Origin of the sequence: Streptomyces sp. 11x1 (assembly GCF_032598905.1) — a bacterium.
Lineage (GTDB): Bacteria > Actinomycetota > Actinomycetes > Streptomycetales > Streptomycetaceae > Streptomyces.
On the sequence record NZ_CP122458.1, the window covers coordinates 6053261 to 6069134 of the forward strand.

The following is a 15874-nucleotide window of genomic DNA, read 5'->3' on the forward strand; positions in this document are numbered from 1 at the left end:
CGGACGAGATCTTTTCGAGGTCTGTTCAGGCGCCCGCCGTCTGTCTGGAGGCGGCGCGGAGCACTCGCGATGCTGCGGCCGGACCGGGGCCGTTGGGGCCGTCGCGGCCGAGAGGAATACGTTGACCGATCCATGGGATCAGGTGTGGCCGGGACGTTACTGCCGGATTTCCGAAGCCGTCAATGCTCCGTGCACGTCAAGTCGAGAAAACAATCACGACCTGCCCAGGGTCTACCTACCGTGCCCCGTAAAGGCTGGATCACTGTCATGGCGCGAAGTCTTGCCCTGCCGTGCGAGTCGTCCTACAGTGACGCCACTTTCGTGGATCGATAAATGTTTCGGGGAGACTACGTGGTGACCATGGCGGACGTGGCCGCGAAGGCGGGCGTCACCAAACAGACCGTCTCCAACGTGGTTTCGGGCAAGAAGGTACGGCCGGAGACCCTGGCGAAGGTGAACAAGGCGATCGCCGAACTCGGCTACAAGCCGAACCTGGTGGCGCGCTCACTGCGCACGGGCAGCACGTCGACGGTGGGGCTGTTCGTGCCGTCGGTGGCGAACGCCTTCTATTCGGAGGTGGTCGAGGAGGTGGAGAACCTCCTGGTCGGCCACGGATACAACCTGCTGCTAGCCACGACGCGCGACGATCCCGACTACACCCGGGCCCACCTGGAGAACCTCACCGCCCGCTCGGTGGACGCCCTGCTGGTCGCCGGGGACAACGGCGTCGAACAGCAGCTGCCGATGCTCGCCGAGGCCAACTTCCCGGTCGCCCTGTTCGCCTGGGAGGGCGACCCTCCGACCACACTCCCGGTGGTGTCCATCGACTACCAGCACGCCGGGTTCCTGGCCGGGTCTCACCTGCGGGATCTCGGCCACCGGAAGGTGGCGGTGATCGCCGACCTGCCCGCGCACACGCCGCGCGTCGCGGGGTTGCGCCGGGCGTTCGCCCCCGACGGGCTGGACGACCGCAAGGTGTTCGCCTGCACCAGCGACGACGCCGCCGGCGGTTTCGCCGCGGCCTGCGCGGCGCTGGAGGCGGATCCGGAGCTGACGGCGATCTTCGCCACCCACGACGTCCTGGCCGTCGGCGCCATAGAAGCGGTGGTCCGGTCCGGGCGGCGGGTCCCCGACGACGTCAGTGTCGTCGGCTTCGACGACATCGCCCAGGTCGGGCGGATCCGGCCGGCACTGACCACGGTCACCTTCCCCAAACGCGAGATGGCCCAGCAGGCCGTCGAACTCCTGCTGCGAGCCGTCGACTCCGGCCGGCCGCCGACCAACGTCGTATCACTGCTGCGCCCGACCCTGACCGTCCGGGACAGCAGCGGCCCCCCGCCCGGGGCGACGGCTTAGGGCTTGGCGTCGCCCGACCTGCCACGGCACACCCCATGGCCATCGGCACCATCCTTCCCAGCCATCTGTCGCCACTGCGGGACATTTCGAGAGGAAACACCTTCGCTGATGAACGTCCTCGACCCCAACGCCTACGTCGAAGACCGGTCGCCGGGCACCGGACGGCTGCGCCCGCGCGCCGCGTTCACCTCCGACCTGCCCACGATCGCGCTCGACGGCGACTGGAGATTCCGGCTGGCGTCGGGGCTGGACGACCTCACCGGGGACTTCGCCGCGCCGGACTTCGACGACATCGCCTGGGATCTGCTCGCCGTGCCGTCCTGCTGGCAGATGACCGGCTTGCCCGGCGAGCCCCGTTACGGTGCCCCGGCCTACACCAACATCCTGTACCCGTTCCCGGTCGACCCGCCACGAGTGCCCCGCGAGAACCCGACCGGTGAGTACCGCCGTGAGTTCGAGGTTCCCGACGGGTTCCCGACGTCGGCCGCGGTGCTCCGCTTCGAGGGCGTCGACTCCGCGTTCGCGGTGTGGCTCAACGGGATCCGGCTCGGCGACGGCAAGGGCAGCCGGTTGACGACCGAGTTCGACGTCTCCGCCGGTCTGCGGCCCGGCCGGAACGTACTCGCGGTCCGCGTCCACCAGTGGTCCTCCGGCAGCTACCTGGAAGACCAGGACATGTGGTGGCTGTCCGGGATCTTCCGGTCGGTTTCCGTGGCCGCCCGCGGTGTCGAGGACTTCTTCGTCCACGCCGCCTACGACCACACCACCCGGCAGGGCACCCTGGCCGTCGACGTCACCGCCCCCTGCCGGGTGTCGCTGTCGGTGCCCGAACTCGGCATATCCGACGCCGATCCGGCCGGCCCGTACGTGATCGACGGTGTCGAGCCCTGGTCGGACGAGCAGCCGCGCCTGTACACGGGGGAACTGGTCTCCGAGGCCGGGGAGCGGATACCGCTGCGCATCGGCTTCCGCACCGTGGCGGTCGTGGACGGCGTCCTGACCGTGAACGGCAGGCCGATCTCGCTGCGGGGCGTCAACCGCCACGAATGGCACCCGCTGACGGGACGCACCCTGACCGAGGACACCATGGTGGCCGACGTGCTGCTCATGAAGCGGCACAACATCAACGCGGTGCGCACCAGCCACTACCCGCCCGACCACCGTTTCCTGGACCTGTGCGACGAGCACGGCCTGTGGGTGTTCTGCGAGGGCGACCTGGAGACGCACGGCTTCGAACCCGGCGGCTGGCTCCGCAATCCCAGCGACGACCCCGCGTGGCGCGAGGCGTACCTGGACCGGGCCGCGCGGCTGGTGGAACGCGACAAGAACCACCCCTCGGTCATCGTCTGGTCGCTGGGCAACGAGTCCGGCACCGGAGCCAACCTGGCCGCCTCGGCCGAGTGGATCCGGGAGCGCGACGACAGCCGCCTGATCCACTACGAGGGCGACTTCGCGAGATGCGCGTACGTCGACCTGTACTCCCGCATGTACATCGGTGCGGACGAGCTGTCCGCCGTGGGACGCGGCCAGGAGGCACCGACGGCCGATCCGGCCGACGACGCGCACCGCCGAGCCCTGCCGTTCGTGCTGTGCGAGTACGGACACGCCATGGGCACCGGGCCCGGTGGGCTGTCCGAGTACCAGCAGGTCATCGAGACGCATCCGCGGCTGGCCGGTGGATTCATCTGGGAGTGGATCGACCACGGCATCGCCCGGCTCACCGGCCGGCAGGACCCTCACACGTTCTACGCCTACGGCGGCGACTTCGGCGAGGAGATCCACGACGGCAACTTCGTCGCCGACGGACTGCTCTTCCCCGACCGCACACCGTCGCCGGGCCTGGTCGAGTACAAGAAGGTCATCGAACCGGTCCGGATCCACATCGACCCGGCGGCACGGCAGATCAGCGTGCACAACCTGCACCACGACCGTGACACCGGCTACCTGGACTTCCAGTGGACCGTCGAGGACGGAGGCGAGCTGTCCGGCTCCGGCGGCCTGAGCGTGACCGCGACCGCGCCGGGCACGACGACAACCGTCGAATGGCCCGCCGAGGTCACGGACGCGCTCGACGCGGCGCGCAAGAGCGAGTCCGGCCACGAGGTGTGGCTGACCGTGACCGCGGTGCTCGCGGCCGACGAGACCTGGGCCGGGGCCGGCCACGAGATCGCCTGGGCGCAGGGGCTGGTCGTGGCTCCCGCCTCCTCGCCGGTCCCCTCCACGCCCGCGCCGGCGATCGCCCACGACGGGGACATCACCCTGGGCCCCGCGCGGTTCGACGCCCGCAGCGGGAAGCTGATCCGGCTCGGCGACCTGGAACTCGACGGGCCCAGGCTGGACATCTGGCGTGCCCTGATCGACAACGACCTGCTCAGCGCCTTCGGCGAGCCGCAGATCACCACCTGGCTCGCCGAAGGACTGAACCGGATGCGCCACGATGTCCTGAGCGTCGAGCCCGACACCCAAGGGCTCACGGTCACCGCCCGGCTCGCCGCCGCCGGGTCCTCCTCCGCGCTCGGCGTGGTCTACCGCTGGACGGCCTGCGACGGTCCGGACGCGGGCCAGGACCGGCTCCGGCTGGAATGCGCCGTCACCCCTCACGGCGCATGGTCGGTGCCGCTGCCCCGGCTGGGGATCGCGATGTCACTGCCCGGCACCGACGCCGAGGTCGAGTGGTTCGGCCTGGGTCCCGACGAGGCGTACCGCGACTCCCGTACCGCCGCTCGCGTCGGCCGTTATCGGTCGAGTGTCTCGGCGATGCAGACCCCCTATGTGCGCCCGCAGGAGAACGGCAACCGCCACCACGTCCGCCGCACCCGGATCACCACCGCTGACGGCACCCTGCACATCACGGGCGACCCGGTCATCGACCTGACCGTGCGTCCGTGGAGCACCGCGGCCCTGGCGGCCGCGACCCACCAGCACGACCTGGTCGGCGACGGCCGGCTCCATCTCCACCTTGACCACGCACACCACGGCCTCGGCAGCGCGTCCTGCGGGCCGGGCCCGTCAGCGGCGGACGTCCTGGCCGCGGTCCCGACGGTGTTCCGCGTGGAGTTCAACACCGGTCGGTAGGCGGGCCTGGCCGCCCGCCCACCGACAGTCCAGCAAGGTCAGTCTCCATCACGAAGGGTTTCCCTCACATGGACCGCACCACCATACGCACCCGCAGACTCCTGGCGCTCACCACCGCGGCCGTCATGGCCTTCGGCGTCGGCGCGTGCAGCAATGACAAGAACGACTCCGCCGAAGGATCGGGCCACAGCGGGCCGGTGAAGATGGAGTTCTGGGGCTGGGCCGGCTACGAGAAGATGGTCGACCAGTGGAACGCCGCCCACCCGGACATCAAGGTCACCTTCAAGAAGATCCCGTCGGGCCCCGCGGGCGGCTACACCCAGATCAACAATGCGCTCACCGCCGGCGAGGGCCCGTGCCTGGCCCAGATCGAGTACCAGAACATCCCGTCGATGCTCGTGAAGAACTCGGTCATGGACATCACGCAGTACGCGAGCGACGGCATGGACAAGTACGTCCCGTCGGCCGTCTCCGCCTCCAGCGTCGGCGACAAGATCTACGGGGTTCCGGTGGACGTCGGTCCGATGGTCCTGTTCTACCGCAAGGACCTGTTCGCCAAGTACGGCATCAGCAAGCCGCCGGCCACCTGGGCCGAGTACAAGGCCGACGCCGAGAAGGTCAAAGAGGCCGACCCCAGTGTGAAGTTCGGCACCAAGCTCGGCGACGGCGCCGGTTTGGCCTCCTTCACCCTGCAGACCGGTCAGTCCTGGTACTCGACCAAGGGCGACAGCTGGACCGTCAGCATCGACAACCCCGGCACCCGCAAGGTCGCCGCCTACTGGCAGGACCTCAAGGACCAGGGTCTGGTGGCGAAGCACGGCAGCGCCTGGGACCCGGAGTTCAACAAGGCCTCCGAAGCCGGCAAGGTGATGACGTTCGTCGCCGCGTCCTGGGCCTCCGGCGGAATCAAGTCGGACCTGAAGGGCCAGGCCGGCAAGTGGCGGGTCGCCCCGATGCCGACCTGGGAGGCCGGAGACGGCACGAGCGCCAGCAGCGGCGGCTCGGCCACCTCGGTGATGACCGGCTGCAAGTCGCCCCGCGAAGCAGTGCAGTTCGCCGATTTTCTCTCCAGTGACCCGCAGGCCGTGAAGACGGGCATCGAAGGCGGGCTGTACCCGGCGTCCAAGGCCGGACAGGACGACCCGTCGCTCACGGGCGGTGACCCGTTCTTCGGCGGCCAGAAGGTCGGTGACGTGTACAAGGCCTCCGCCGCGCAGGTGCCCAGCACCTGGACCAACGGCCCGACCTTCCAGCAGGTCGAGACGGACTTCACTGGTGCCATCGGCAAGGGCACCCTGCCGGAGGCGGTCACCAAGGTCCAGGCCTCGACGGTCGCCGCGATCAAGAAGCTCGGACTGTCGGTGACCGACTGAGGCAGCGCAACTCCCGCCGCCCTGATGGATTCCCGCGGCCGCACGTATCGGGCGCCGCGGGAATCCGCTCCCTGACGACGAAGCGCCCAGCGAGGTTTTCATGAGCAGTCCCAGCAGCACCCGGACCGCGTCACCGCCGCAACCTGTGCCCGCGGTCACGCGCCGCGTCTCCCCCGCCGGCCGGCCGCGGCGCGCCGGCCTCCGCAGCGCGTTGACCGCGTCGGGTTTCCTGGCGCCGTTCGCGGTCCTCTTTGTGACCATGATGGTCGCGCCAATCTGTTACGCGATCTACCAGAGCTTCTTCACCGTCCGCCGCGCGGGGCTGTTCGGCGGTGCGCAGTCCACCGAGTTCACTGGACTGTCCAACTACGCCGACGCCTTTGGCGACCACGACTTCGTGGCGTCGATCGTCCGCGTCGCGCTGCTCGGCTGCGTCCAGGTCCCGTTCATGCTCGGACTGGCCCTCCTGCTCGCGCTCCTCCTCGACTCCCGCTCGGCCCGGCTGCGCAAGACCTTCCGGCTCACGTTCTTCCTGCCCTACGCGCTGCCGGGTGCGATCGCCGCGCTGATGTGGTCCTTCCTTCTGGTCAAAGACCTCTCGCCGTTCACCGAACCGCTGTCCCACCTCGGTATTCACACCGACTTCCTGTCGCCGTCGTGGGTTCCGGTCTCGATCGGGAACATGATCACGTGGGGCTGGACCGGCTACAACATGCTGATCATCTACTCCGCGCTGCAGACGATCCCGGCCGAGGTGACGGAGGCCGCCGCGCTCGACGGCTGCACCGGATGGCGGCTGGCCTGGGCGGTGAAGATCCCGCTGGTGCGTCCCGCGCTGGTGCTGACCACGGTCTTCTCCATCATCGGGACGGCGCAGATGTACACCGAGCCCGCGGTCCTGGTCGGCGCGCGCATCGCAGGCATCGACCCGAAGTTCTCCCCGATCATGAACACGACCGTAGCCCTGGACGTGGGCGGCCAGAACGTGGCCGCCGCCCAGTCCGTCATCCTCGCGTTGATCACCCTCGTGCTCTCGTTCGGATTCCTCAAGTACACCCAGCGCAAGGGAGCGATGGCATGAGCGTGATTTCGGACGACCGACCGACGCGACCGCCCCGAACGACCCGAACCACCCGACCGACCCGCCGCGGCACCGACATCGCGAGCAAGACCGTCGTCAACGGCGTACTGGGCCTGATGGCCCTGTACACGCTGATCCCGCTGTGGTGGCTGTTCGTCTCCTCGACCAAGGAATCGGGCTATCTGTACACCGGTCAGCCGCTGTGGTTCTCCCACTTCGACCTGATCACCAACATCAGGAACGTGTTCAACTTCGAGGACGGCATCTTCCCCACCTGGCTCGCCAACAGCGCGCTGTACAGCCTCGTCGGCGCCAGTGTCGGCACCCTGCTGTCCGCAATGGCCGGCTACGCGCTGACCAAGTTCACCTTCCGCGGCCGCGAAAGCGTCTTCAACATCATCCTCGCCTCGGTGCTCATCCCGATGCCGATGTTCGCCCTGCCGTTGTTCCTGCTCATGGCCAAGCTCGACATCACCAACACCTACTGGTCGGTGCTGCTGCCCAGCTGCGTCAGCCCGTTCGGCGTCTACCTGTGCCGGATCTTCGCCGCGGCGTCCGTCCCGGACGAACTCCTCGAGGCCGCACGGCTGGACGGGGCAAGCGAACGGCGCACCTTCTTCCGGATCGCCCTCCCGCTGATGTCCCCGGCCCTGGTGACCGTCTTCCTGTTCCAGTTCATCGGGATCTGGAACAACTACCTGCTGCCCTCGCTCATGCTCAACACCCCTTCGCTGCAGCCCGTCACGGTGGGACTGGTGCAGTGGCGCGCGGAGAAGGCCAGCGGCGTGCCGACGCTGATGCCGATCACCGGCGCCTTCCTTTCGCTGATACCTCTGCTCATCGCCTTCGTCTGTCTCCAGCGGTTCTGGCGCCAGGGCCTGACCGCAGGGGCCGTCAAGTGAACGCGCTCGCCGCCCCACTCCCCTCTTGAACTGCAAAGGACCACCGCAATGCCGCGCGCCCACGTCATCCTCGACAAGCACGCCGTCATCGCCCCTGTCCGACGCCGCACCTTCGGCTCGTTCGTCGAACACCTCGGCCGCTGTGTGTACACCGGGCTCTACGAGCCCGAACACCCCAGCGCGAACGAGGACGGGTTCCGGATGGACGTCGTCGAACTGGTCAGAGAGCTGGGTACCAGAACCGTCCGCTACCCCGGCGGCAACTTCGTCTCCGGCTTCCGCTGGGAGGACTCGGTCGGCCCCCGCGACCAGCGCCGGTGCGCCGCGACCTCGCCTGGCATTCGCTGGAGTCGAACCAGGTCGGCCTGGACGAGTTCGCCCGCTGGCTCAAGCTCACCGACTCCGAGATGATGCTCGCGGTCAACCTCGGCACGCGCGGCATCCTGCCCGCCCTCGACTCGCCGTGGTCCAGGGCTATGTGCGCGCCTGCGGGGGCGATCCCGCCGGGTGGGAGGTGCGCTGGAAGGCCGCCGAGGCGGAGGCGAACCAGGCTCCGGCGGAGGACGTCGAGGACGCTCCGTCGCCGTATCGCGGTCTCGCCCGGTTCGAGCCGGACGACCGGCACCTGTTCTTCGGCCGGGACCGCATGATCGACGAGGTCGGCCACCTGGTGTGCGATCACCGGTTCGCGGTGCTGTTCGGCGCCTCGGGGAGCGGGAAGTCGTCCTTGCTGCGGGCGGGGCTGATCCCGCGCCTGCGGCAGGAGATCGCGGCGCGCGGCTGCCCGGCCACGCTGCGGATCCTCACCCCGGGAGCCACCCCGGCGACGACATACGGACATCTGCTGAGCCCCGCCGCGGACGAGCCGGAGGGATGGGTGGTGGTGGACCACTTCGAGGAGGTCTTCACTCTCTGCCGTGACCCGCAGGAACGTTCCCGCTTCGTCGATCTGCTGCTCGCCGCCCGCGACCCGGACAGCCGGCTGCGCGTGCTGGCCGCCGTACGCGCCGACTTCTACGCCCGCTGCGGCGAGCACCGCGGCCTCGCGGACGCGCTGCGCGGCGCCGGGCTGCTGCTCGGCCCGATGACGGCGGACGAGCTGCGGGAGGCGGTGACCGGACCGGCGAAGGCGGCCGGATGCCGTGTGGAGCGGACGCTGACCGCCCGTCTGGTGGAGGAGGTGCAGGGCGAGCCCGGCGGGCTGCCGATGCTCTCGCACGTCCTGCTGGAGACCTGGCGCCGCCGCAAGGGCCGGATGCTCACCCTCGCCGGGTACGAGGCCGCCGGCGGGGTGCGGGGCGCGATCGCGGCGAGCGCGGAGGAGGTGTACGGCGGCTTGTCCCCGGCCCAGGCGGGTGCCGTCCGGCGTCTGCTGCTGCGGATGGTCGAGCCGGGCCAGGGCACCCCCGACACCCGCCGCCCACTCGCCCGGGCCGAGCTGGAGGAGTGGGCCGATGCCGATGTGCGGGTGGTGGTGGAGCGGCTGACCCGGGCCCGGCTGCTGACCGCCGACGAGGACGGGGTCCAGCTCGCCCACGAGGCGCTGATCACCTGCTGGCCCCGGCTGCATGGCTGGATCGAGGAGGACCGGGAGCGGCTGCGGCACCACCGGATGCTCGCGGACGTGGCCCGTACCTGGCTGGAGCACGACCGCGACCCCGGCGTCCTGTACCGGGGCACCCGGCTGGCCCGCGCCGAGGAACTGTTCCCCGACCACACGGCCGACCTCGCGCTGACGCTGCCGGAGCGGGACTTCCTGTCCGCCGCGCTGGACGCCCGGGCGGCGGAGCGGCGGGCCGCGGCCCGGACCAGCCGCAGGCACCGCATCCTGACCGGGTCGCTCTCCGCCGTCCTGGTGGTGGCACTGCTGACGGCCCTCGCCGTCTGGCAGGCCTACGCCGACAACGCGCGCCGGCGCACCCAGGAAGCGGCCCGCCAGGTCGCCGACGTGGCGGACGCACTGCGCACCACCGACCCCCGCGCGGCGCTGCTGCTGGGCGCGGCCGCGTGGCGGGTCGCCGAGTTGCCCGACACTCGCCGCGCCCTGCTCGGTTCCCTCGCCCAGAAGGAGACGGACACCTTCACCGACCCCGTGCCCGGCGACGACGCCTGGCGTTCCCTCTCCGCCTCCGGCCGCACCCTGCTGAGCCCGGTCGACCGCACCTGGCGGACCTGGGACGTGCGAACGGGCCGACGTACCGGCTCGGGCCGGCTGCCGGGCGGCATGGTGGTCGGGGCGAGCCCCAGGTGTTACTGGTCCCGGGTCGTGCGCCAGTCGCCCCACCAGTCGTCGTTCCGGCTCCATCCCTCGCAGTTGCCGGCACGGTAGGCCGTCAGCGAGACCTGGTCGCTGTTGGAGAACCACACGCTCGGCCAGTAGCTCGTGTCGTGGGGCTCGCTGCCCGTGAGGCAGCGGTTCCACCGGTGGCCGTTGGGCTCGGTGACGCTGATACGCCAACTGTGCGCGTCCACGCTGTGGTTGGAGATCGCGACGCAGGCGGTGAAGACGGGGGAGTTGCAGGGAGGGCCGGAGACGGGGACGGCACTGGCCTCACCGGCGGCCAGAGTCAGCGACCCTGCCGCGAGTGCGGCCACGGCCAGGGCGCCGGTGATTCTCTTACGGAGTGAACGGGACATGACCCCGCTCCCTTCTGTCCGGTCGGGTTCAGGCACAACCGAATCTCGGGGACGCGCGGTTGATCAGACAGCCGGATCCAGGGAGTAGTCAATCCAGCGCCCCGGGAGCGGCGGGGGCGACCGTCCCGGGAGAGACCCGAACCCGAACCGCGTGCGGTGGCGCACAGCGCGTGCGGGGAGCCCGCCTGTGATCAGTCACCGGATTTTTCGTGGCACCGCGGGTGTCATTCCGCCTCGCGGCGTGCCTGGCCGCGCCGGCGGAGCAGCAGGAGGCCGCCGGCGACCGCGGTGACGCCGGTCGCGGCCGTCCACAGAGGGAGGTCCGAGGCGCCGGTGGCGGCCAGGTCCTCGTCGCTCTTTCCGCCCTGGGCGCTGACGTCCCCGGAGGACTGCCCGGCCGGGGACTTGGACGCACCGGACGACCCGGAGGTGCCGGACTCGGCGGCCGTCGACTTCGACGGGGACGGTGAGGCCGCCGCCTCGGCCGCGGTGGCCTTGTCCCGGGTGTACGCCAGTGTGCCGAAGCCGAGTTCGTCGAATCCACCGCTGTTCGGGCCGTAGTCGCCGCCGCCTCCCTCGGGCCCGCTGCGGGCCAGCATCTCGCGGGTGTTCGGCATGGCCATGCCGCGCCTGTTGGCGTAGTGGTGGTAGACCCGCGCCCAGATCGGGCGCCCACCGCCTCGGCCGCCTTCGGAGATGACGGTCTGCTCCGTGTTCACGCAGTGCACGCCGTTCGTCCAGGTGTAGGTGGTGTAGGGCACCTTGTGGCCGAGGTTGTACCGGGCGACGTACTCGCACGCCTTGCGGAACTTGGAGTCCTCCGCGCCGTAGAGGTCGACACCCTGGTTCCAGGCCATCTCGCAGATGGTGCCCATCAGGCCGATGCCCATCAGGCTGTGGCCCTGGTCGCGCCCGCTCTCCTGCCACTGGGCCAGGTCCACGTCGTCGTAGACGTACGGGATCGCCTTGGCCAGCGAGCCGTTGCCTTCGCCGTGGTAGAAGTAGTCCACCGTCTCGTCGAACTTGGCCCGGTCGTCGCAGAGGATCCCGATGGCCATGATCGAGGCCATGGTGCACAGGTCCCAGTTCGCCCAGTAGTGGCCGATGCAATTGGTCTTGCGGTACATCATGTGGCGGTTCGCCGGATAGAAGTGCTTGACCAGCATGTCCTGGAAACGGGCCAGGTCGAAGCCGGGGTAGCCGCGCATGAGCTCGCCGACGTTGGCGAACTGGTACCCGTAGATGCCCGCCAGGAGCGTGACTTCGGAGCCTCCGCCGATGCCCTTCAGCGTCCCCGACCAGGCGTTGCAGATGTCCCGCGCGGTGTCGGCGTGTGCGGTGTCGCCGGTGATCTTCCAGCGCAGCGCGTTCTGGTAGGCGGCGTGGACGTCGTGGTAGAGAGCCCCGTAGTTCTGGACGCCGCTCCCTCCCCGGATCGAGGACTCCTGCGGGTTGGGCAGCCATGTGCTCTGCGAGTGACGGTTGGCGGTGAGCCTGGCGAAACCCGCCGTGTAGGGGGCGGCGCCCGCCTTCACCTTGGCGGCCATGCGCTCGAGATCGGCCCGGGTGTGGAGCATCCCGGGATGCGCGAAGGACGTGCGCGCCGCCGTCGCGGGGGAGGCGGCCACGCCCGTGCCGATACCGATACCGACCGCGCCGGTCGCCGCTCCCGCGGCCTTGAGCATGGCGCGTCGGCTGATCTGTCGTGTCACCGTGTCGTTCCTTGGGCTCTTGTGGGGACAGTGCCTGCGTAGGGAGACGTGATACGGAGCGGGCGATAACACAAAAGCGGGCACCACCGATGAAAGGCAGCCGGTCGTCCAGCACCCTCCGACACCAGCGCCGACAGTTTGCAACTGCATGCATCCCATGCGTGACGGCCCGGCCCCACGGCGAAGGAGCCGTCGGGTCGGGCCGTGGCCGCGCCGGCTCGTATCAGCCGACGGGCGGGAGCGATGTGTGTCTAGCCGGTGACCCGGCGGAACGTCCACTGCTGGTTGGTGCTGCCCCTGTTGGTGTACTGGATCAGCGCGGCGCCGTCGGCCGTGCTGCCGGAGCTGACGTCGAGCACCTTGCCGCTGTTGCGGTTGACCACCTGGAACACGCCACCGGACAGCGGGCGCAGCTGCCACTGCTGGCTGGTCCTGCCGTCGGGGGTCGCCTGTACGACCCGCGCGCCGTCCGCCGTGGAGGATCCGGCCACGTCGAGCACCTTGCCGCTGCGGACGCAGGTGATGGTGTGGTAGCCGTCGGCCGTGGACTGGAAGGCCCACTGCTGGTTCGTCGCACCGTTGCCGGTCCACTGGATCACTGCGGCGCCGTCCGCGCCGGACCCACCGGAGACCTCGGCCACCTTGCCGCTGCGCACGCTGACGCATGTGTACGTCCGCGCGGGGGCGATGGTGTACTGCACCGAGTCGAAGTCGACGTAGCCGGTGCCGCCCGGGTTGTAGGTGTACAGGCCGATCCGGTCACCGCGGTAACCGCCCCAGTTGAGCTGGTACGTCCCGCCGACCTGGGTGAACGTGCTCCCGTCGAGGCTGTAGGAGAAGCGGCTGAGCCCGTCCACGTCCCAAGTGGAGCGCAGCCACACGGCGTTCTGCGTGATGGCCGCCCCGCTGGTCAGGGTGCCACCGGCGTTGTGCTCGATCGTGGTGGTGGTCCCGGTGCGTCGGACACCCAGTCCGGCGTACCTGGCGCCGTAGTGGCACAGCCCGGCGTGCTGACCGTCGGTGAGGCCGGCGAGTTCGACGCGGACGGTCACCGTGGCGCCGCCCGCGGTGCGCAGCACTCGTTGGGTGAGGGTGTTGCCCACCTTCATCAGGTTGTCCCCGGCCAGCGGTGCGAACGCCTTCAGTCGTAGATAGCCGGGGCGTTCGGTCAACGACCAGTAGCCCGCGCGGGGTTTGTAGTACCACTCCCACTGCGGCTTGAGGTGGGTGTCGGTGAACGAGTCGCTGGTCACGACGGCGGGCAGTGCGTCGACGGGGAGGCCGGGGGTGCCGGTCGCGGGCAACTGACCCGTCCACGCCATGGTGCCGATGCCGTCCGAGCCCACCGTGCCGATAATCGGCCAGCCGTCCACCCAGGTCACCGGCAGCAGGGACAGCACGCGGCCCTCCCAGCCATGGCTGCCGTGGTGGGTCACGAAGTACCAGTCGCCGCCCGGGGTCTGCACCAGCCCGCCCTGGTTGGGCTCGCGGTCGACCGAGGTGTTGACGTGCAGCAGCTGCCGGGTCTCGAAGGGGCCGAAGAGGCTGGAGCCGCGGTTCATCATGAGGACCCGGCCCTCGGGCTTCACCTCGCTGAACAGGTGGTAGTAGACACCGTCGATCTTGTACAGCTTGCTGGCCTCGCTGCGGTTCGACTGGTGGATCACCGGGGCCGGGCCGACCAGCGACTTGCCGTCCTCGGACAGCTTGTACAGGTGGACCTTGTAGCCGTCCGAGTAGTGCGTGGTGACCAGGTAGCCCTGGCCGTCGTCGTCCCAGAACGGGCACACGTCGTTCCAGCCGGAGGTCCGCCACATCGAGTGCAACGGCTCCCAGGGCCCCTCCGGCGACGGGGCCGACGTCATGAAGAAGCCCTCGTCGGGCGTGTTGAAGTACACCCAGTACCGCCCCGCGTGGTAGCGGATGGCCCCGGCCCACACACCGCGGCCGTAGCGGTTCATCCGGTCCCAGTTCAGCTCCGGTCCGATGCGGGTGACGTCGTCGACCGCGCCGCCGATCGGGCGCCAGTTGACCAGGTCCTTCGAGTGCAGGACGGCCATGCCGGGCGAGTACCCCATCGTGCTGGTGATGCCGTAGTAGTCGTCGCCGACCCGGATGCAGTCCCAGTCACTGAGGTCGGTCGGGACGATCGGGTTGGCGTAGGTGCCGTCGCCCTGGTCACCCCACTTTGCGGACAGAAACGAGTCTGCCGCCGCCGCGCTCGACGGGAGCAGTCCCGGGAGGAGGAGGGTGCCGGTACCGACCGCGGCGAGCCGGCCGAGTTGTCTTCTGGTGAGGTCCACGATGCAGTCCTTGGCTGGAGGTCATCACGTGCGGGAGTGATGGGTGGAGACCGGGAGGAGAACGCGGGAGGGGGAATGGTGGAAGGGGTACGGCCCTCGCGTCGTGCGCGCCGCGTCCCAGCGCGCTGACGCCCCTCGCCCACGCTGTGCGGGGATGGCGGCATTCACGAAGGCACACCCTCGGATGCCTGGGCAAAGGGTCCGACGATTGGTCGATATGCCGAACGATTATCGGCTTGTCGAACCGGTCGACGCCGAAGCTAGAGTCCCAACCGCATGGAAGTCAACGGATCGTCCGCGTTTTTCCGAGACGTGCGGCGGCCGGGACAGGGCGCGCACGGCGTGCCGACGGGCGGCGTCAGCCGAACAGTCGGCGCTGGATCTCGCGCCGGTAGTCCTCCAGGGTTCGGTCGAGGTGTGCCGCGGTGGCCTGCGCGGCTTCCTCGGGGCGGCCGTCACGGATGGCCCGGTAGATCGCCTCGTGCTCCTCGACGGCCGCCTCGCTGTTCTCCCCGAACGAGTCGTGGATTCCGATGGCGCTGGACTGGCGCTGCAGGCGTCGCGCGTCCCGCACGGCGCTGACGAGGAACGTGTTGTGCGAGGCCGCCGCCACAGCCATGTGGAAGTCCTCGTCCGCCTGGTTGAACACGTCGATCTGGCCGTGGACGAACCCGTGCCGGCACTGCTCCATGGCGACTTCGATGGTGCGCAGCTCCGAGGGGGTGGCGCGGGTGGCCGCCAGGCTGCTGGCGGCCATTTCCTGGACCCTGCGGAACTCGAACAGCATCAGTACGTGGTCGATGTCGACGGGGCGGAAGAAGCCTCCCCACCGGCTGGTGATGAGCATGCCCTCGTCGTCCGCGACGAACAGACCCCGCCCCTTGTGTGCCCGTACCCGACCCAGGGCCGAAAGGATCTTGACGGCTTCCCGCACCACCGCCCTGCTGGTGTCCAGCGTCCGGGCGAGGTCGATCTCCGTGGGCAGCCGGTCGCCCGGCGTCAGTCGCTCCTCGGCGATGTACGCGAGGATCCGCTCCGCAACGATCTCGTACCCGGGGCGGTAGTCGCGCTGCCCGTCCGAGTCGGCCGTCCCCGCGGGTGCGGCAGCAGGGACTTGAGCCGGCAAGGCCGCTTCGATCGCTGGCGTGTCGTCCATCTGCGCTGCCTCCCGGGTGACTTCTGCTCACGCGACTGGTCGCGGTGGAGCCGCATCATCGTAGCGCACGGGAGATATGAGTCGTACTCATTTTGACCAAGATCCACGGCAAGAGCCGTGGATAGTCAGGCACGCAGGTAACCTTTATCGGACATAAGTGGAGCAACTGCTCGCCCATCGATGGAAATTTAGCAAAGGGACGCTGTACGAGCCCTTGACGTACCACTCGATAAGGCGGCTAATTTCTTCCACGTTGGTTGCAGAACACCGCCTCTTCCG

Annotated in this window: 9 protein-coding genes and 2 pseudogenes; 7 read left to right on the forward strand and 4 right to left on the reverse strand. The window is 69.5% G+C overall.

The window, feature by feature from the left end:
- Positions 1–360 precede the first annotated feature (360 nt).
- From P8T65_RS26720 to P8T65_RS26750, 7 genes and pseudogenes are all read left to right on the forward strand, one after another.
- Positions 361–1356 carry a LacI family DNA-binding transcriptional regulator gene (locus P8T65_RS26720; RefSeq protein WP_316731737.1) on the forward strand — a complete coding sequence of 332 codons (996 nt, stop codon included), beginning with the start codon at positions 361–363 and terminating at the stop codon, positions 1354–1356.
- A gap of 108 nt (positions 1357–1464) precedes the next feature.
- Positions 1465–4431: a glycoside hydrolase family 2 TIM barrel-domain containing protein gene (locus P8T65_RS26725; RefSeq protein ID WP_316727770.1), complete on the forward strand. Its 2967-nt coding sequence runs from the start codon at positions 1465–1467 to the stop codon at positions 4429–4431.
- Between the two features lie 68 nt (positions 4432–4499).
- Entirely contained in the window at positions 4500–5804 is a 1305-nt protein-coding gene (locus P8T65_RS26730; RefSeq protein ID WP_316727771.1) for a sugar ABC transporter substrate-binding protein, read from the forward strand.
- A 100-nt stretch (positions 5805–5904) separates the two neighbouring features.
- Positions 5905–6885: a carbohydrate ABC transporter permease gene (locus P8T65_RS26735; protein WP_399100324.1), complete on the forward strand. Its 981-nt coding sequence runs from the start codon at positions 5905–5907 to the stop codon at positions 6883–6885.
- Positions 6882–7787 (forward strand): carbohydrate ABC transporter permease, encoded by a 906-nt coding sequence (locus P8T65_RS26740; protein ID WP_316727773.1) that lies wholly within the window; start codon positions 6882–6884, stop codon positions 7785–7787. The genes P8T65_RS26735 and P8T65_RS26740 overlap by 4 nt, the downstream gene beginning before the upstream one ends.
- Positions 7788–7835: 48 nt before the next feature.
- Positions 7836–8245, forward strand: a pseudogene (locus tag P8T65_RS26745) (alpha-L-arabinofuranosidase); the annotation flags it as partial.
- Positions 8170–10032, forward strand: a pseudogene (locus P8T65_RS26750) (hypothetical protein); the annotation flags it as partial. The pseudogenes P8T65_RS26745 and P8T65_RS26750, both read left to right, overlap by 76 nt.
- A gap of 5 nt (positions 10033–10037) precedes the next feature.
- Here the strand turns inward: P8T65_RS26750 and P8T65_RS26755 are convergent.
- The 4 genes from P8T65_RS26755 to P8T65_RS26770 form a co-directional block, all read right to left on the reverse strand.
- The gene (locus P8T65_RS26755; RefSeq protein WP_316727775.1) at positions 10038–10424 is read right to left on the reverse strand and encodes a hypothetical protein; all 387 of its coding nucleotides are present in this window, start codon (positions 10422–10424) and stop codon (positions 10038–10040) included.
- A gap of 224 nt (positions 10425–10648) precedes the next feature.
- Positions 10649–12136, reverse strand: coding sequence for an alginate lyase family protein (locus P8T65_RS26760; protein ID WP_316727776.1), 1488 nt, complete (start codon positions 12134–12136; stop codon positions 10649–10651).
- 251 nt (positions 12137–12387) lie between these two features.
- Positions 12388–14439: a family 43 glycosylhydrolase gene (locus tag P8T65_RS26765; RefSeq protein ID WP_316727777.1), complete on the reverse strand. Its 2052-nt coding sequence runs from the start codon at positions 14437–14439 to the stop codon at positions 12388–12390.
- A 358-nt stretch (positions 14440–14797) separates the two neighbouring features.
- Positions 14798–15595, reverse strand: coding sequence for an FCD domain-containing protein (locus P8T65_RS26770; RefSeq protein ID WP_316727778.1), 798 nt, complete (start codon positions 15593–15595; stop codon positions 14798–14800).
- Positions 15596–15874: the final 279 nt, after the last annotated feature.